Below are 17084 nucleotides of genomic sequence, written 5' to 3' on the forward strand. Positions count from 1 at the left end.
TGTCTCTTGTTGTATTATCCTTTGTCTAGTTAACAAGTATTTTACCACAATGAGACATCAACCTCTTTAAAATCATCGAGTTATTTGGGTTTTATTGTTTGTTTTGAATCCCGAAACTTGAGTTATATAATTAACCTTTTTTATTGTCTGTTATTTTTTCTTTAATATAACTAAATTCATTCTCGCTTTTAATAGTTGTTTATATTTATATGAAAATAAGAATTCATTTATTTCTTCTGAGTAACTTCAAACGCTTTATTGAACGTTTTTTTACCCGTAAAAGCAGTGCGCTGTTAATTTGGTTATCCGCCTTTATTGGTATTTTAGCGGGAACCCTGTCAGCACTTTTTGATCATTGTATTGAATGGGTGGGGGCTATGCGCTTGCAGTTTGTTAGCAGTTATAGTGGTTCAGATATCCCTTTATGGTTAATCGCTATTCCTGTCTCTGCTGCGATGGGGGGGATGGCTTTTTATCTGGTGCATCGCTTTGCGCCGGAGGCCGGAGGAAGCGGAATACCTGAAATTGAAGGCGCAATGGAAGGGATGCGGCCGGTCCGCTGGAAGCGTGTTTTGCCGGTTAAGTTTTTTGGTGGATTATTTGCGCTCGGTAGCGGCATGGCACTTGGTCGGGAAGGTCCATCGGTGCAATTAGGTGCAAATGTTGGACGGATGATTTCGGATATTTTCAAAGTTGGCAAAGTTGATGCTCAAGCGCTGCTAGCCGCAGGTGCTGCTGCAGGTCTGACTGCTGCTTTTAATGCCCCGCTAGCGGGAATTATGTTTGTTATCGAAGAGATGCGTTCACAATTTAATTACAGTTTAACCTCTACAAAAAGTGTCTTTATGAGCGCAGTAATGGCCACCATAATGATGCGTTTAATGACTAGCCAAGATGCGGTGGTAGATGTGACTAACTATGGCCATCCGGATTTAATGTCATTGTGGTTATATTTGTTACTGGGTTTCTGTTTTGGCGTGATTGGTATTTTATTCAATAAAATGATCCTTTCTACATTAGATATGTATTTGTTTGTTCATCAAAATAAACGCTGGCGTTTCGTCGCTATTGGTTTGTTTCTGGGGGGCTCCTTTGGCGTTTTATCCGTTATAAATCCTGATATTGCATTTAGCGGCATGGAATTGATCCCCAAAGTAGAGGGGGGGCATTTCCTTGCTGGAACTTTAATGGTTATTTTCCTGCTCCGCGTTATCGCAACGTTGCTTAGCTTTAGCTCTGGTGCACCGGGTGGCGTGTTTGCGCCAACATTAGCACTTGGTACCTTGTTTGGTATGTTGTTTGGCCTCGCCGCCCATGCGCTGTTTCCAGATATTGTCACTGAACCTGGGACGTTTGCAATAGCGGGGATGGGGGGGCTATTTGCAGCTACGGTACGGGCACCGATTACTGGTATTTTACTGGTGATTGAAATGACCAGTAATTATGAGATGATTTTGCCGCTAATTGTGACCTGTTTAGGAGCAACTATGGTGGCGCAATCATTGGGTGGCCGTCCTATTTACACGCAATTATTAGAGCGCACAATGAAACTGTCAATGCGTCAGATCCGTCAAGAAAAAACACGTAAAGCGATGCTTCGAATGCAACGTAAAGATGAATGATTGTTATAGATTCGGTTAATATGAGTAAAAGGTAATGCAATGAGGCGGTTAAGGAAAAGTGTGATTAAGTGGGTTGTTGTAGCAATGATCTGTTTATTGTTGGGTTTTTTGCTGGGTAAATTCAAGCAGGGTATTCTAGTTGATTCATTATCTTTAATGAAAGCCGATTTGCAGACGATAAGTCTTGATAAAGTTGAACTATCTAAGCAACTTGCGCGTATCGATGCCGAGTTGATGACTGAACAACAGACCGTCATGCAATTGACTCAAGAAAATAAAAAATTAAATGATGAATTAAACGTATCATTGAATAAGTTATACTTTTATGAGCGAGTTGTTTCCCCTGAATCACAGCCTTCAGGTGTAAAAATATATTCATTTTCGGTGCTTAAAAATGAACTGACAGGGCAATGGGATTATGAGCTGGTATTGATGCAGACGCAAAAAGATCGTCGTTTTTTAACGGGGAAATTTGATATCACTTTTGCGGCTGTTGATAATGAGGATGTGCAGAACAGCTCTTTAAGCTCTTTAAGCTCTCTTAATGAAACGGCCAAACTGAGTTTTAAATTTAAATATTTCCAGACAATGAAAGGGACGTTTATATTACCGCCGGAGATGCTGGTTGATGAAGCTATTGTACAGTTAAATGTGGCAGGTAATCGGTGGCATAAAGCGCAGCAAATAATACACCAATATGACTGGCAAACCCTGATTGCCGATGATCAAGATGATTCAACACAGCTTGACTTAGATGATGCAAAGGATAATGAGATAGTTGATCAAATCGACTTGTAGGTAAACGGATTACTAGTAAGTCGGTTTTTGTTGTTATAAGGATACTTGTTGATAAGTTATCAGGTCTCGTTTAACGTGCATTAATCAAATGGGTATATTACTTGACCTATTTGCTTGGGTATTGGATAATTAGTTAGAAGTTATACCAATTTAAGGCTGTTTCTTTCAATCAGCTCCTATTTTAGAGGTTACTATGGCATCCGAAGTCGAAATGGCGTTACCCATTTATTTTAGTGACAGTGCAGCAAAAAAAGTAAAAATACTTATTGCTGAAGAGCAAAATACAGCATTAAAATTACGTGTTTATGTCACAGGGGGCGGCTGTTCCGGCTTCCAATACGGATTTACTTTTGATGAAAAAGTGAATGAAGGTGATACCTTAATCAAAAATGATGGGGTTACTTTAGTGATTGATTCAATGAGTCTGCAATACCTTGTCGGTGGTACCGTGGATTATGTGGATGGTTTAGAAGGTTCGCGCTTTTTAGTTAATAATCCAAATGCAACAGCAACCTGTGGTTGTGGATCGTCATTCTCCATCTAAATACATTTTTTCCGTTCTGTGAAGTTTTGCCCTGTCGGACTTCACTTAGTTAAGCCTCTTAAAAATACCCTCTTACCGACAAAATTTACTATTACCGCTCGCATCATGCTTTTATTGAGATAATATTAATAAGTAACCTCAGCCCGGGATAAACAAATAGATACAGTGCAGCTATTTCCGTGTATCGCTAGGTGACCTTGAACTACACAAAACTGTTAACGTTGTGTTATGTGCGTTTTTGATTTTATGATATTAAAGAAAACGTCGCTTTTATTATCTCGAGTTGAGGTTGAGTCGTTTTATTATTTATTGAGGTTTTCTATGTTTTTTCGCTTATATCGCTACATTGCGTTACGACCTTATTGGATTGCCTTACTGATTCTAGGGTTGTTAGTCCTGTGGCTGCTGCTACCCGCTGATAAAAGTGTCGCTGAACGACAACCTACACAGCAGAAGAACTTACCGAAGGTACAAACGACACATTTTATCCCTGAAAAAATGGTTAAGTCATTAACATTATACGGGCGAAGTGAAGCAAACAGTCATGCGGTTATTGGTGCACAAGTAGCGGGGGAAGTCGTTAACGTAGTGGCTAAAAAAGGACGTTATGTGAACGCGGGTAGTACCTTAGCTGAGATAGATAAAAGTGCATTGCCAGAGCATTTAGCACAAGCGCAAGCCTTACTTGCAGAACGTTTACTTAACTATAACGCAGCCCAATCATTAAGTGCGAAAGGACTGCAAGGGCGATCGCGGTTAGCTGAGATGAAAAGTCTATTGCTAGCGGCCAAGAGCGAGGTAAGACTGCTCGAGTTAAGTTTAAAACGGACAACTATTGTCGCTCCTTTTAGCGGAATTTTGCAGACACAATTTGCGCAGCGTGGAGATTATCTGCAAGTGGGGGATGCGCTTTTTAGTCTGGAAAATATCGACCCTATTATTATACGTGGTGATGTGACTGAGCATTACATCACGCAATTAACCTTGGGGCAGGATATTTCCGCTACTCTACTTTCGGGCGAGGAAATATCAGGGAAAATAAGCTATATTGCCTCCTTAGCTGACAGCAGAAGCAGCACATTCCGTATTGAAGGCGAATTTGCTAACCCCGATTCTAAAATATTATCTGGTCTTAGTGCTAAATTGTCGATTCCTCTTTACCCTGTTAATGCCATTTATGTTTCCCCTGCCGCTTTGGCAATGGATGAAAAAGGTAATCTCGGTGTTAAATTAGTAGAAAACGAGATTGTTGTCTTTAAAGCAATTAAGCTTGTTGAAGCAGATAATGGCGGGGCTTGGTTGTCTGGATTTACGACTCCTGTTGATATTATTACGCTAGGTCAAGGTTTTGTTAAACCAGGTGATAGCGTGCAGGCCATTGCAACGGAGCAATAATAATGAAAACGGTGATTGAAGCTTCGCTATCACGTAAACGGGCCTTATTGATGTTATTAGCTTTTTTGCTGGTGGCGGGGTTAAGTGCTTATATCAATATTCCTAAAGAGTCAGATCCTGATATCCCGATCCCCTTTATTTACGTTTCTGTTGCGCATGAGGGAATTTCTCCTGAAGATGCTGAGCGATTACTGTTACGCCCCCTTGAACAGGCATTACGGAGTATAGAGGGGATTAAAGAGATGAAATCAACTGCTAGCTCAGGCTACGCATCTGTTGTTATTGAATTTTATATTGATATTGATATTAAAGAAGCACTCGTTGATGTGCATGAAAAAGTGGATCAAGCCGGAGGGGAATTACCTCAGGAAAGTGATGATCCTATTGTCAAACAGGTGACGCTTGCGACTGAAAATCCGGCTTTAACCATTTTACTCTCAGGTAGTGCGCCTGAACGCGCCATAATATCCCTTGCTCGATCGATTCAAGATAAGCTCGAAGGTTTTGCTGAAATATTGGAAGTGAATATTGGTGGTGACCGCGAAGACATGGTGGAAATATTGGTTGATCCTCTGTTGATGGAAAGTTATCAGCTGGATATGGGGGACATTTATAGCCTTATTTCGCGTAATAACCGCTTGGTGGCGGCTGGAGTGATGGACACTGGAAAAGGGCGCTTTCCGATCAAAGTACCCGCCGTTTTTTCAACCATTAAAGATGTACTGTCGATGCCGATAAAAGTTACCGATGATAAAGTGATCACCTTTGCTGATGTCGCCAATATTCGCCGTACTTTCAAAGATCCCAGTAGCTTTGTTCGCGTTAATGGTTTGCCGACTATCTCTTTGGAGGTGGTTAAGCGTCCGGGTGAAAATATTATTGATACGGTCGATAAAGTTAAAGCCTTAGTCGCTGAAAATAGTCAGTTTTGGCCCGCCAATATTCAAGTTAGTTATGCCGGTGATAGTTCCAAAGATGTTAAAACAATGCTTAATGATCTGCAAAATAACGTATTAAGTGCCGTTTTATTAGTGGTCATTGTCATTATCGCTGTGCTTGGGATGCGTAGTGCTTTTTTAGTGGGTATTGCCATTCCAGGATCCTTTTTAACTGGGATTTTGGTGCTCTGGCTAGCGGGTATAACGGTTAATATCGTTGTTTTATTCGCATTGATTATGGCTGTTGGCATGCTAGTTGACGGAGCCATTGTGGTGACTGAATTTGCAGACCGTGAAATGAGTGCGGGTGTGAAACGCCATCAGGCTTATCTTGATGCGGGAAAGCGGATGGCGTGGCCTATTATTGCCTCAACGGCAACTACATTAGCGGCTTTTGCGCCATTGCTGTTTTGGCCCGGCATTACTGGCGAGTTTATGAAGTATTTACCGCTGACCCTTATTGCTACTTTAACCGCTTCATTACTAATGGCCCTTATTTTTATTCCGGTGTTAGGCAGTGTTTTTGGTAAACCACGGCTACTCACTGAAAAGTCCAAACATAATGCGATGCTTGCAGAGAAAGGAGATCTTTTAGCGCTAACGGGATTCACTGGGCTGTATGTCAAAGTGCTCTACAAAGCGATAAAAAACCCCGGGCTAGTGCTTTTGTCTGCGCTAATTATTGCCATCTTTGGTATGGCTTTATTTGCGAAATCGAATCTTGGAGTTGAATTTTTTCCCAATGTCGAGCCCTCTGGGATCTCGGTTAAAGTGCGCTCCTACGGGGATTTTTCTATCTATGAGCAGGACGAGATAATGTCTACTGTAGAGCAGAAAATATTACCGCTAAGTGATGAAATTGATACCTTGTACCTCAAAACAGGTGATTCAACAGGGGAGTTAGTGGGCCAAATGCGCATTAATTTAAGGGATTGGCAAGATAGGCGTGGCGCAAATGAAATTATTGCCGATATTAAAAACCGTACTAAGGATCTGCCTGGAGTGGAAATTGAGCTTAAAAAAGATCAGGCTGGGCCGCCCACAGGTAAGGATTTACAAATTGAGATAAGTTCCCGTTTTCCTGCGTTGTTGCAAGGTGCAGCCGATAAATTACGGCAAGCCTTGAGCGAAAAAAGTTATTTTATCAATATTGAAGACGATGGTGAAAAACCCGGCATAGAATGGCAGTTTAAAATAGATCGCAGCGATGCCGCTCGTTATGGAGCGGATGCAACCTTGTTGGGTAGCAGTGTACAATTTCTTACAAATGGCTTGATGTTAGGTACCTATCGGCCCGACGATATTGATGACGAGTTGGATATTCGCGTTCGTTACCCCGAAGCTCAGCGTAGTTTAACGAAACTTACACAGTTGCGTATAAAAACGGCTGCAGGGCAAGTGCCTATTAGCCATTTTGTGACCCTTTCTCCTTCACCTAAGCAATCATCTATTAAAAAAGTGGATAGCCGTATTGTGATGACCGTCAGTGCAGATATGGCCCCCGGTACTAACTTAAGTTTAATTTTACCTGAGCTTGAAAAAACCTTTCCAACTTTAGGGCTTGATCCGCGTATCACCTTAAAATTACGTGGCCAAAATGAAGATCAGCAGGAAGCTGAGCGTTTCTTAGAAAAGGCATTTATAGTGGCTTTAGCTATTATGGCCTTGATTTTGGTACTCCAATTTAACTCTTTCTATCAAGCTTTTTTGATTTTAAGTGCGGTTGTTTTTTCTACTTCTGGTGTCTTTATAGGTCTTTTTATCAGCCAAAGTCCCTTTGGTATTGTGATGTCGGGTATTGGGGTTATCGCGCTGGCTGGGATTGTGGTAAATAATAATATTGTGTTGATTGATACTTATAATGTTCTAAAAAGACAAGGCATCAATACGCAAGATGCTATATTAAGAACTGGAGCACAACGGATCCGTCCGGTGTTGCTGACCACAGTGACAACGATTTTGGGATTGATGCCGATGGTCTTAAAAGTGAATCTAGATTTTTTTACTAGGACCGTTGAGTTTGGCGCGCCATCAACGCAATGGTGGTCACAGTTGGCCACTGCAATTGCAGGAGGGCTTACATTTGCAACCTTGTTGACACTGGTGTTAACCCCTTGCTTATTGATGCTCGGAGAGAAGCTTTCGCAAACGCACGGCTTAGCCCCCAAAACGCTGAAAACAGATAAATTTAGTTAAACAGCAGATAAGAAGTGGATACCTATCTCTTACCTGCTTGAAGTGATTCATACTTTAATAAAAACTAGTGTAGAAAAGATCCGCTTAGCAGTGGTAAGTTAAGTGCTTGCCATAAATTAATATGTCCTTTTAAGTCTATTAGCTGAGTAAAGCCTAAGTCATGCAGCGTTTGCTGGGCTATCTCTGCACGACGTCCTGAGCGGCAATAAACAACGATTGCATTTGCTTTGTAAGCATTCAGTTTTTTTTTATGACTGTGGAGTTGGTCATAAGGAATATTAACGGCTCCTTGGATGTGCCCTTGTGAAAACTCTTGTGCAGTGCGCACATCTAGAATAACGATAGGCTGCCCTGATTCTATCTTATTGTATAATTCTTGAGGTGTTATTTGACTAATTTGAGCTTGTGTACAGATACTAAAGAGTAGAAGAGTACTGATTGTTATTAAATAGACTAATTTCATGCAATCCCTTATAAAAATCAATTTATTAAAAGTGGTTGTTTACGCAGGTGTACAGAAGCTTGATTGCTTCGTTGATGGTTGTTATGTGGAGTGTAATATGTTTTCAACAGGAAAGGGTAAACCAGATAAATTAGGTGTGACCTATAGCAAAAATGGCGCTAACTTTTGTGTTTACGCTCGTTTAGCTCAATGTGTGAAGCTTCTTTTTTTTAAAAATAAAGATGATCTCGTTGCAAGTAACACATTTGAGTTGTCATCGGGTGATAACCGCACCGCATATTATTGGCACATATTTGTTGCTGGAGTCAAACCCGGACAGCTTTACGGTTTTTCTGTTACTGGGCCTTATCGCCCACATAAAGGCACCGCTTTTGCGCCTGAAAAAGTTTTACTAGACCCTTATGGCTTACTTATTGAACGAGGCGATAATTTTTCTCGTGAGGCAGCTATTGGAGAAGGTTCAAATATTGCCCAATGTTTAAAAAGTGTTGTTGTCGATATTGATGATTACGACTGGGGTAATGATACCGCACCACGTCATTCTTTTGCTAATACTGTGATTTATGAAATGCATGTGGGGGGGTTTACTCGTCATCCAAGTGCTAATATCGACAGCAACAAACGAGGCACTTATGCCGGATTGATAGAAAAAATCCCCTACTTGAAAGCGCTAGGTATCAATGCCGTGGAGCTCATGCCAGTGCATCAGTTTGATCCTAGTGAACATCATGCGGGGCTAGTCAATTATTGGGGCTATAGCCCATTATCATTTTTTGCACCACACCGTGAATACAGTTCAGATAAGTCCGTACTGGGACCAATTAATGAATTTAGAGACATGGTTAAAGCTTTGCATGCGGCTGGTATTGAAGTGATTTTAGACGTTGTCTATAACCATACTGCAGAAGGCGATGAAACGGGACCAACATTTTCATTGCGTGGTTTTGATAATGATGATTATTACATTTTATCAGCAGACGGACAGCACTATATGAATTTCAGTGGATGCGGTAATACCCTAAATGGCACGCATCCAGTAGTTAGGCGAATGATTATCGATAGCCTCCATTTTTGGGTTGAAAAAATGCATGTTGATGGCTTCCGTTTTGACTTGGCCTCTATTTTATCACGTGATGAACAGGGGGTGCCGATGCTTAGCCCACCGACATTACGCAGTATTGATACGGATCCTATATTGGCATCTGTTAAGTTGATTGCAGAAGCTTGGGATGCGGGCGGGTTATATCAGGTAGGGAGTCTCGCTGGGCAGCGTTGGCGAGAGTGGAATGGCTATTTTAGAGATGATGTCCGATGTTTTGTACGTGGCGATAGGGGCATGGTCAATAAGTTTGCTGCACGCTTAATTAGCAGTCCAGATATTTATGGTGAGCATCACTTTGAACCAGAAAAATCGGTCAATTTTATTACCTGTCACGATGGATTTACACTTAATGATCTGGTCAGTTACAATGAGAAACATAATTTCGCTAACGGTGAAAGTAATCGTGACGGATGTGACCACAATTTTAGTTGGAATCATGGTATTGAAGGACAAACTGCAGATCCGCAAATTATTCAATTACGCCGACAACAGATAAAAAATATGCTGGTGATCACTTTGCTCTCTTTAGGTACTCCGATGATTTTAATGGGTGATGAAATAGCCCATTCACAACAGGGAAATAATAACGGTTATTGTCAAGATAACCCGCAATTTTGGTTTGATTGGGGGAAAATAGAAGAAAATAGTGATCTATTACGTTTTACTAAAGCTTTAATTAAACACCGCACGGCAGTGAGTGTTAATGAAACTTTACGCTATTCCTTACATGATATTATTGCTCAATCTGCACTTAAGTGGCATGGCGTAAAAGTCAATCAACCTGATTGGAGTAACACCTCGCACGCCATCGCCATGGAGAGTTGTCATCCGCATTTCTCAACTGTTTCTTATGTTATTTTTAATTTTTATTGGGAAGAACTTACTTTTGAACTGCCGGCTTCACCAAGCGGCGAGTGGTTGCGAATATTGGATACTGCGTTACCGCCTGGGGAGGATATTTATATCGATGGAGATAAAAAAGAGTGGGTCAGTCATGAATATATAGCAGCGCCGCGTTCAGTCATCGTTTTGATTGGATAAATACTGACTATTTTTGATAAAATAGATTGATACCAAGCTATAGACACCTGCATATCACGGTTGATTAGGTCGGTATCATCACAACACCTTTAACGCTTTTAGATGGATAACATAAATGGAAGTTGCACAAGATTCAGAACAACTGGTCAATTGGTTCCGTAGCTCAGCGCCTTATATCAATGCCCATCGCCACAAAACCTTTGTTTTAATGATCGGTGGAGAGGCATTAGAAACGCTTAATTTCCAGCCTATTATTAACGATATTGCACTATTAAATAGCTTAGGCGTTAAGCTTGTTCTCGTGCATGGCGTACGCCCGCAAATTCAAAAACAACTCGATTTACAGGGCCATATCAGTCAATTCCATGAAGGGTTACGGATCACTGATGATAAAAGTTTAACCTTAATTAAACAGGCGGTGGGCGCGGTACAAATCGAATTACAAGCGCGGTTATCCATGGGGCTTGCTAATTCGCCGATGCAAGGCGCGAGCATTCGCACTGTAGTAAGCAATGTGGTCACAGCACAACCGATAGGCGTTAAAGACGGTATCGATTTTTGTCATACAGGAAAAGTGCGAAAAATTGATGTTGAAGGTATAAAAAAACAACTTGAATCAGGAGCTGTTCCGGTTATTTCTCCGCTAGGATATTCGGTAACCGGCGAGGTATTTAACTTACTGGCAGAAGAAGTCGCCACGCAAGTCGCGATTGATTTACAGGCTGATAAGTTAATCGGTTTTTGTTCTAATATGGGCGTTTTGGATGAACAAGGGCGTGTTATTTCAGAGCTTTTACCTGAGGAAGCACAAATATATATAGATTTAATGGAGAAAGAAAGCGAGGAGGTCTCTGGCACATTACGTTTTTTACGCGCAGCAGCTGCCGCTTGTAAAGCTGGGGTAACACGTAGCCATTTAATCAGTTATCACCAAGAGGGGGCGTTGCTTAAAGAGCTATTTACACGAGATGGTATTGGCACTCAGATTGTAAAAGAGAGCTATGAACGAATTCGTACTGCGACGATTGATGATATTGGTGGCTTATTAGAGCTAATTGAGCCACTTGAAAAGCAAGGTGTTTTAGTTAAACGCTCACGCGAATTATTAGAAAATGAAATCACTCATTTTCAAATCATTGAGCGAGATGGGATGGTTATTGGTTGTGCTGCCCTCTATCCGTTTGCAGATGAAAAAATGGGCGAGCTTGCTTGCTTAGTGAGCCATCCTAAATACCGGCGCAGTGCGCGTGCAGATAATTTAGTTGAGAAGGTTGAACGTGAAGCTAAAAAGTTAGGTTTAGAATCAATTTTTGTTTTGACTACCCAAAGTATTCATTGGTTTAGAGAGCGTGGTTTCCAGTTTGCCGATATTAGTGCCTTGCCTTCCGCCAAAAAAGAGTTATATAACCTGAAGCGGAATTCAAAAGTTCTGGTGCGTAAAATTCGTTAGCTCGGGTGACAAAGTAGATAAATGAATTGCAGCCATTAATTATAAAAGCCCCCGTTTTAGGTAATAAAACGGGGGCTTTTATAATATTCAAAGAGGATGGTTATTTTTTATGGTTACATAGGCCATCGATAGGATCGCCGTAAAGATAAAGGCTATGATGGCTAAGCTTGATTCCATATTTTTTGGCTATCAGCTTTTGTTGCTGTTCAATTAAATCATCATTGAATTCAATTACTTCACCACATTTTAGGCAAACAAGATGATCGTGATGAAGCTGATGAGCAAGCTCAAAAACAGATTTTCCACCTTCAAAGTGGTGGCGAGTAACGATGCCTGCATCATCAAATTGATTTAATACGCGATAAACCGTTGCAACACCAACTTCGTCTCCTTGATCAAGCAGTTTTTTATAAAGCTCTTCAGCACTGATGTGCTGATTGGTTGGGAGTTGGAGTAAACGCAAAATTTTAACCCGTGGTGAAGTTACTTTTAATCCAGCTTCTTTTAATGCTTTATTTTCTAAATGCATGGTTTTTCCCTAACAGTTTTGCTCTATTAATATTAGTCAGCAAGCTCAGCTAAGCACATCTCATCGTAAATCTGTTCTGTCCATGCTTTGACTCGAGATGCAGTTAATTCCGGCTGGCGATCTTCATCAATACCAAGGCCAATAAAATGGTCAGCATCAACAAGTGCTTTAGATGCTTCAAAATCATAACTTTCACTCGGCCAGTGGCCAATAATGGTAGCACCTTTACTTTTTACGATATCCCCTAGCTGACCCATCGCATCAAGGAAATATTCTGCGTAATCTTCTTGATCGCCACAGCCAAAAATAGCCACTAATTTATCGCTAAAATCGATGTCTTCTAAATCAGGGAAAAAATCATCCCAATCACACTGCGCTTCACCATAGTACCAAGTCGGGATCCCAAATAGAAGTAGACTATATTCTGCAATATCTTCTTTACTGCTTTTCGCAATATCTCTTACGTCAACTAATTTTTTTCCCAACTCATTTTGGATCATTTTTGCAATAGCTTCAGTGTTGCCTGTATCACTTCCAAAAAAAATACCTACGCTAGCCATATTTTTATACCTTAATTAAAAATTTAATTTATCTGTGCGTGAAGAAGCTGATTAATCAGCTCGCCACGACTAATATTTTGCTTTTTTGATAGCTCATTGAGTGTTTCAAATAATTGCTTATCAACTTTTAACTCAATACGTTGTAAACCTTTTTGCTTATCTCGTTGCGTCTGCTTCTGCTTATTAATCTTAAGCTGTACTTGACGCGAATGGGGGCTGCTTTTAGGTCTACCTATACGTACCTCGTCAGCAAAAAGATCGTGAGTAATACGATCAAATGATTCTTTTGCCATTCTTTTACCTAAAAGTATTGTTTCTTACTTGCGGTATACCACTAGCCGATGCCAGTACTGGTCCAGATTATTTCGATGATTGCTTTAGAGATAAAGCCGATACAACCAAAAAAAAGTACCGACCACACAATATTACGACCAAATTTGGGCACGTCACCACGTTTTAATAGATCTTGAATAGAGAGCCCGATCAACAAAAAAAGTAGAAGATAAAAGCCGTAAAGGCCAATAATCTCGATCTGTTCTGTATATTCTTGCAGCATAGTACAGGCTTCACTCAAAAAAGAGAAATATAACATAAACACTAATAGTCAGCGATTTATTTATAATCCTATTAAGTGCTTTTTAACTAAAAAACTGGCTGAGTAAACGGTTGAATATTTTTGCTTTTTCCACGTGTAGCCAGTGACCTGCATTTTTTATTACCTTTATCTTTGCCTTAGGAAATAAATGTAAAATAGCAGACTGATTATCGACGATAATATAATTTGAGTTGTTCCCTTTAATAAACAACGTCTCTTTATTGAAAGTGTTAGGCATAGTAGGCCAACCTCTAATAGATTCATAGTTTGCGATGAGGGAGGGAAGATTAAATTGTAGTTGGTAAGTATCGCCTTTTTTTTGCAATGATTTAAGTAAGAATTGACGGACTTCCAAGGTGTGTAAGTATTGAGCTAATATTAAATCTGCAGATTTTCTGCTTGTTATTGGCAGCTTAGCTAGCGCTTGTAATCCTGCAAAAACGTCACTATGTTGATCTGGATAAGGCACGGGCGCTATGTCAGCAATTGCAATTTTATGAATGCGCTCGGGTTGTTGCAGCGCGCAAGCCATAGCGACTTTCCCACCCATCGAATGGCCTAAAATAGAAAATGAGTTAATATTAAGATTATCTGCTAACTCAAAAACATCATTGGCCATCTCGTGGTATGACATTGTCGGCGAATGCGGGCTATTACCATGGTTGCGCAAATCAATTGATATAATGCGATGAGATTGTTGCAGTGCAGAGGCCACCCCTGCGAGATTTGATAAACTACCAAATAAGCCATGGATGATAAAAATAATCTCAATATTTTGACCCGTTTCATCTAAAGTCGGTTGTTTTTGTTGGTAATTAAGTAGCATAATATTCGATTATAAGTGAAAATATGAGAATTAAATTGCACCTATGGTAAATGAAGTACATTCGTATTTTAGTTTAACATGGTTGTTACATTGGCTAATGTTTTTTTGTTATGTTGATTTTTATGAGAATTGACCGATTAGAAATAGCAAATGTTGGCGTAAAAATCAAATGGTGAAATAATGAAAGAAATAGAAATAGAAGATGATCTTTATAAATACATTCTGTCTAAAATAGAAGCTTTTGGCGAAACACCTTCGCAGATTTTAAGACGATTGCTTTTATTACCCGCTATTGCTAATAATAATGACATAGAGGCTGCGTGTTATAGCGAGTTAGACATTATTAAGAAAACGTCTGGGCAGAAAACTATTTCATCGATGAACAAAGAAGCAAGTCAGTTACCTCTGCATTCTACTGCCGACACATCCTCTCCTGACAATATGGCAGCAAGTATAGAGGCGCTTTTTACTCGAAGTTCATTTATAACAGAAGCTATCATTACCAAGAAATTCAATATGATGCTGATGACTATGTATCATGAAAAGAAAGCGGCATTTATAGTCGCGGCCAATACGACTAAAGGACGGACTCGGGATTATTTCGGACAAAATTTAAGTGAATTATTGGCATCCGATAATAACAAAGAAGTTGCGCTATTAAGAGCAAGTAAACCTCGCAACATTCCTAACACCCCTTTTTGGGTGATAACTAATGCTAATACTCGTCGCAAGCAGATTATATTGAGACAGATGATGACATCTATGGGCTACCCTGAATATTTGATAGCACGCATACCTGAGCATTTAGCAGAACGTACAAAAGATGAAATTTAAGGACAAAGTCGTTTTATGCGATTAATGTATTTTCGATAAGCATATTTTTAGAAATTATTTATTTATACTTTTGAGGTAATATTTATTATGGCAATTCATCCAAGAGCAGGTCAACTTGCACAAGCAAGTGATCTCGTTAATATCCCGAAATTGATTTCAGCATATTATGTGAACCTTCCAGATGTCAGTATCGCGAGTGAGCAGGTAGCATTCGGTACATCCGGTCACCGTGGTAGCTCATTCAATAATGCGTTTACCGAACTGCATATTTTGGCTATTAGTCAGGCACTAGCGGAATACCGTATTAAGCAAGGTTACACTGGGCCAATGTTTATTGGTAAAGATACACATGCATTATCTGAGCCGGCTTTTGTTTCTGCTGTACAAGTGCTCGTTGCCAATGGCATCAAGGTGATCGTACAGGAAGGGGGCGGTTACACGCCGACACCTGTGATTTCTCATGCAATATTACAATATAACAAGGCAAATCCTGATAGTTTAGCTGATGGTATTGTTATTACGCCTTCTCATAATCCGCCTGAAGACGGTGGTTTCAAATACAACCCACCAAATGGTGGCCCTGCTGATAGTGATGTAACAAAAATTATTCAAGATCGTGCTAATGAAATATTGAATGATAACTTTGATGATATTGAGCAGTGGGATTTTGCTGAAGCAATGGAATCAGATTTAGTCGAAGAATATGATTATATTCAGCCATATGTTGATGATCTCAAAAATGTACTCAATTTAGATGTGATTGCCAAAGCCGGTATTAAAATCGGTGTTGATACATTAGGTGGTTCTGGTGTTGCTTACTGGCCTGTTATCGCTAAAACCTATGGCTTAGATATTGAAGTTGTCAATGACCGTATTGATCCTACTTTCTCTTTTATGACCCTAGATAAAGATGGAAAAATCCGTATGGATTGTTCATCACCTTATGCAATGGCTGGACTTATCAAGTTAAAAGATAAATTTGATGTGGCAATTGCTAATGATCCGGACTATGACCGCCATGGAATCGTTACCAAAAGCTCTGGGCTATTAAACCCTAACCATTACTTGGCAGTGGCGATTAATTACCTGTTTACTCACCGGAAAGAGTGGCCAGAAGATGCCATCGTTGGTAAAACATTAGTATCAAGTTCAATGATTGACCGCGTTGTTGGGCAACTTGGACGTCAAATGTCTGAAGTGCCAGTTGGTTTTAAATGGTTTGTTAATGGTCTTTACGAAGGTAAATTAGGCTTCGGTGGTGAAGAAAGTGCGGGAGCATCTTTCTTGCGTAAAGATGGCACTGTATGGAGTACGGATAAAGACGGTATTATTTTAGCTTTATTAGCTGCAGAAATTATTGCGGTAACGGGAAGAGATCCTGGTGAGCACTATGCTGAATTTACCGAAAAATTTGGTTCCCCAATTTATCAGCGTTTTGATGCGCCAGCATCTCCTGAGCAAAAGAAAATACTTGCTAATTTAAGTCCCGAGATGGTTGAAGCCGATACATTAGCCGGTGAAAAAATCATTGAGAAACTGACGCATGCATCTGGCAATGGCGCCGCTATCGGCGGTTTGAAAGTGACCACCGAAAACGGATGGTTTGCTGCGCGTCCATCTGGCACTGAAAATATCTATAAGATATATTCAGAGTCATTTATTGGTGCTGAGCATATTGCACTGATCCAAAAAGAAGCCCAAGAAATTGTTGCGCAAGCTTTTTCTAAAGCGGGTTTGTGATTATCTAATGCAAACCCAGACTTTCTGAAGGCCTAGGGGAACGCTCATATGCCTGATCCGTATATAATTAAAGAGAATGGTTATTCTTTCTGTCTATATTGGTTCGCTGGATTAGTTTCTGAATATGTCGTTCCCAAGGTCTTTTTTTCTTATTTTAAATCTGTAGTTTGTTGATTTAAAACAGATAAGTCGGCTATGTCGTGAACAATGAAAAGTCACCCCAGACCTCGATATTCTTAGATCTATTAGCAATGTCAGCCCTTTTTTTTAAAAGAGGCTGACATTTTATGTGCAAAGGCGAATAGTTATTTTATTCACTTTTAATAACTGATGTTACGCATTATCACTAAACTTTCATTTCGAAAACCGCTAAAGTAGAGCCATGAATAAAAATAAACAAATATTTGAGCTGTACATTGATTATCTTGTCACCTCATTCAGTTACACAACT

The 17084-nt window shown here is 40.1% G+C and carries 15 protein-coding genes; 9 read left to right on the plus strand and 6 right to left on the minus strand.

Going from position 1 to position 17084, the window contains the following annotated elements; all coding sequences use genetic code 11:
- Nucleotides 1-209 precede the first annotated feature (209 nt).
- The 5 genes from clcA (at nucleotide 210) to KSO91_RS11965 (ending at nucleotide 7493) form a co-directional block, all read left to right on the plus strand.
- The gene (clcA, locus tag KSO91_RS11945) at nucleotides 210-1622 is read left to right on the plus strand and encodes a H(+)/Cl(-) exchange transporter ClcA (RefSeq protein WP_238743226.1); all 1413 of its coding nucleotides are present in this window, start codon (nucleotides 210-212) and stop codon (nucleotides 1620-1622) included.
- A 60-nt stretch (nucleotides 1623-1682) separates the two neighbouring features.
- Nucleotides 1683-2420, plus strand: coding sequence for a DUF6776 family protein (locus tag KSO91_RS11950; protein ID WP_238743227.1), 738 nt, complete (start codon nucleotides 1683-1685; stop codon nucleotides 2418-2420).
- Between the two features lie 193 nt (nucleotides 2421-2613).
- The gene (gene erpA, locus KSO91_RS11955; RefSeq protein ID WP_238743228.1) at nucleotides 2614-2964 is read left to right on the plus strand and encodes an iron-sulfur cluster insertion protein ErpA; all 351 of its coding nucleotides are present in this window, start codon (nucleotides 2614-2616) and stop codon (nucleotides 2962-2964) included.
- A gap of 321 nt (nucleotides 2965-3285) precedes the next feature.
- A complete protein-coding gene (locus KSO91_RS11960) occupies nucleotides 3286-4359 on the plus strand; it encodes an efflux RND transporter periplasmic adaptor subunit (protein ID WP_238743229.1) in 1074 nt (357 codons plus the stop codon).
- A gap of 2 nt (nucleotides 4360-4361) precedes the next feature.
- Nucleotides 4362-7493: an efflux RND transporter permease subunit gene (locus KSO91_RS11965; RefSeq protein ID WP_238743230.1), complete on the plus strand. Its 3132-nt coding sequence runs from the start codon at nucleotides 4362-4364 to the stop codon at nucleotides 7491-7493.
- Nucleotides 7494-7557: 64 nt separating this feature from the next.
- Here KSO91_RS11965 and KSO91_RS11970 read toward each other — a convergent pair whose 3' ends face one another.
- A complete protein-coding gene (locus tag KSO91_RS11970; RefSeq protein WP_238743231.1) occupies nucleotides 7558-7956 on the minus strand; it encodes a rhodanese-like domain-containing protein in 399 nt (132 codons plus the stop codon).
- Here KSO91_RS11970 and glgX point away from each other — a divergent pair.
- Together glgX and argA are read left to right on the plus strand one after the other, a co-directional pair.
- Nucleotides 7955-10099 carry a glycogen debranching protein GlgX gene (gene glgX, locus KSO91_RS11975; protein ID WP_238743232.1) on the plus strand — a complete coding sequence of 715 codons (2145 nt, stop codon included), beginning with the start codon at nucleotides 7955-7957 and terminating at the stop codon, nucleotides 10097-10099. The genes KSO91_RS11970 and glgX overlap by 2 nt on opposite strands.
- Before the next feature lie 115 nt (nucleotides 10100-10214).
- On the plus strand, nucleotides 10215-11549 hold the full coding sequence (gene argA, locus KSO91_RS11980) for an amino-acid N-acetyltransferase (RefSeq protein ID WP_238743233.1): 1335 nt from the start codon (nucleotides 10215-10217) through the stop codon (nucleotides 11547-11549).
- Nucleotides 11550-11649: 100 nt separating this feature from the next.
- Here argA and fur read toward each other — a convergent pair whose 3' ends face one another.
- The 5 genes from fur to KSO91_RS12005 form a co-directional block, all read right to left on the minus strand.
- Nucleotides 11650-12078, minus strand: a complete 429-nt coding sequence (gene fur, locus KSO91_RS11985) for a ferric iron uptake transcriptional regulator (protein WP_238743234.1) — start codon at nucleotides 12076-12078, stop codon at nucleotides 11650-11652.
- 32 nt (nucleotides 12079-12110) lie between these two features.
- The gene (gene fldA, locus KSO91_RS11990) at nucleotides 12111-12638 is read right to left on the minus strand and encodes a flavodoxin FldA (protein WP_238743235.1); all 528 of its coding nucleotides are present in this window, start codon (nucleotides 12636-12638) and stop codon (nucleotides 12111-12113) included.
- A 23-nt stretch (nucleotides 12639-12661) separates the two neighbouring features.
- Complete coding sequence (gene ybfE, locus KSO91_RS11995) at nucleotides 12662-12931, minus strand: LexA regulated protein (RefSeq protein ID WP_238743236.1); 270 nt, start codon at nucleotides 12929-12931, stop codon at nucleotides 12662-12664.
- Nucleotides 12932-12972: 41 nt separating this feature from the next.
- Nucleotides 12973-13194, minus strand: a complete 222-nt coding sequence (locus KSO91_RS12000) for a DUF2788 domain-containing protein (protein WP_238743237.1) — start codon at nucleotides 13192-13194, stop codon at nucleotides 12973-12975.
- An 82-nt stretch (nucleotides 13195-13276) separates the two neighbouring features.
- On the minus strand, nucleotides 13277-14059 hold the full coding sequence (locus KSO91_RS12005) for an alpha/beta fold hydrolase (protein WP_238743238.1): 783 nt from the start codon (nucleotides 14057-14059) through the stop codon (nucleotides 13277-13279).
- 180 nt (nucleotides 14060-14239) lie between these two features.
- Here KSO91_RS12005 and KSO91_RS12010 point away from each other — a divergent pair, with 180 nt between their 5' ends.
- Complete coding sequence (locus tag KSO91_RS12010) at nucleotides 14240-14893, plus strand: replication initiation regulator SeqA (protein ID WP_238743239.1); 654 nt, start codon at nucleotides 14240-14242, stop codon at nucleotides 14891-14893.
- An 87-nt stretch (nucleotides 14894-14980) separates the two neighbouring features.
- Nucleotides 14981-16633, plus strand: coding sequence for a phosphoglucomutase (alpha-D-glucose-1,6-bisphosphate-dependent) (gene pgm / locus KSO91_RS12015; protein ID WP_238743240.1), 1653 nt, complete (start codon nucleotides 14981-14983; stop codon nucleotides 16631-16633).
- Nucleotides 16634-17084: the final 451 nt, after the last annotated feature.

Source organism: Psychromonas antarctica, assembly GCF_022267535.1.
In the GTDB taxonomy this organism is placed as follows: Bacteria; Pseudomonadota; Gammaproteobacteria; order Enterobacterales; family Psychromonadaceae; genus Psychromonas; species Psychromonas antarctica.

Excerpts from the sequence above, each read along its gene's own strand:
- KSO91_RS11970 (WP_238743231.1), bottom strand. The coding sequence starts at position 7,956 with ATGAAATTAGTCTATTTAATAACAATCAGTACTCTTCTACTCTTTAGT.
- ybfE (WP_238743236.1), bottom strand. The coding sequence starts at position 12,931 with ATGGCAAAAGAATCATTTGATCGTATTACTCACGATCTTTTTGCTGAC.
- KSO91_RS12005 (WP_238743238.1), bottom strand. The coding sequence starts at position 14,059 with ATGCTACTTAATTACCAACAAAAACAACCGACTTTAGATGAAACGGGT.
- KSO91_RS11965 (WP_238743230.1), top strand. The coding sequence starts at position 4,362 with ATGAAAACGGTGATTGAAGCTTCGCTATCACGTAAACGGGCCTTATTG.
- fldA (WP_238743235.1), bottom strand. The coding sequence starts at position 12,638 with ATGGCTAGCGTAGGTATTTTTTTTGGAAGTGATACAGGCAACACTGAA.
- glgX (WP_238743232.1), top strand. The coding sequence starts at position 7,955 with ATGCAATCCCTTATAAAAATCAATTTATTAAAAGTGGTTGTTTACGCA.
- argA (WP_238743233.1), top strand. The coding sequence starts at position 10,215 with ATGGAAGTTGCACAAGATTCAGAACAACTGGTCAATTGGTTCCGTAGC.
- KSO91_RS12000 (WP_238743237.1), bottom strand. The coding sequence starts at position 13,194 with ATGCTGCAAGAATATACAGAACAGATCGAGATTATTGGCCTTTACGGC.
- KSO91_RS11960 (WP_238743229.1), top strand. The coding sequence starts at position 3,286 with ATGTTTTTTCGCTTATATCGCTACATTGCGTTACGACCTTATTGGATT.
- fur (WP_238743234.1), bottom strand. The coding sequence starts at position 12,078 with ATGCATTTAGAAAATAAAGCATTAAAAGAAGCTGGATTAAAAGTAACT.
- clcA (WP_238743226.1), top strand. The coding sequence starts at position 210 with ATGAAAATAAGAATTCATTTATTTCTTCTGAGTAACTTCAAACGCTTT.
- KSO91_RS12010 (WP_238743239.1), top strand. The coding sequence starts at position 14,240 with ATGAAAGAAATAGAAATAGAAGATGATCTTTATAAATACATTCTGTCT.
- pgm (WP_238743240.1), top strand. The coding sequence starts at position 14,981 with ATGGCAATTCATCCAAGAGCAGGTCAACTTGCACAAGCAAGTGATCTC.
- erpA (WP_238743228.1), top strand. The coding sequence starts at position 2,614 with ATGGCATCCGAAGTCGAAATGGCGTTACCCATTTATTTTAGTGACAGT.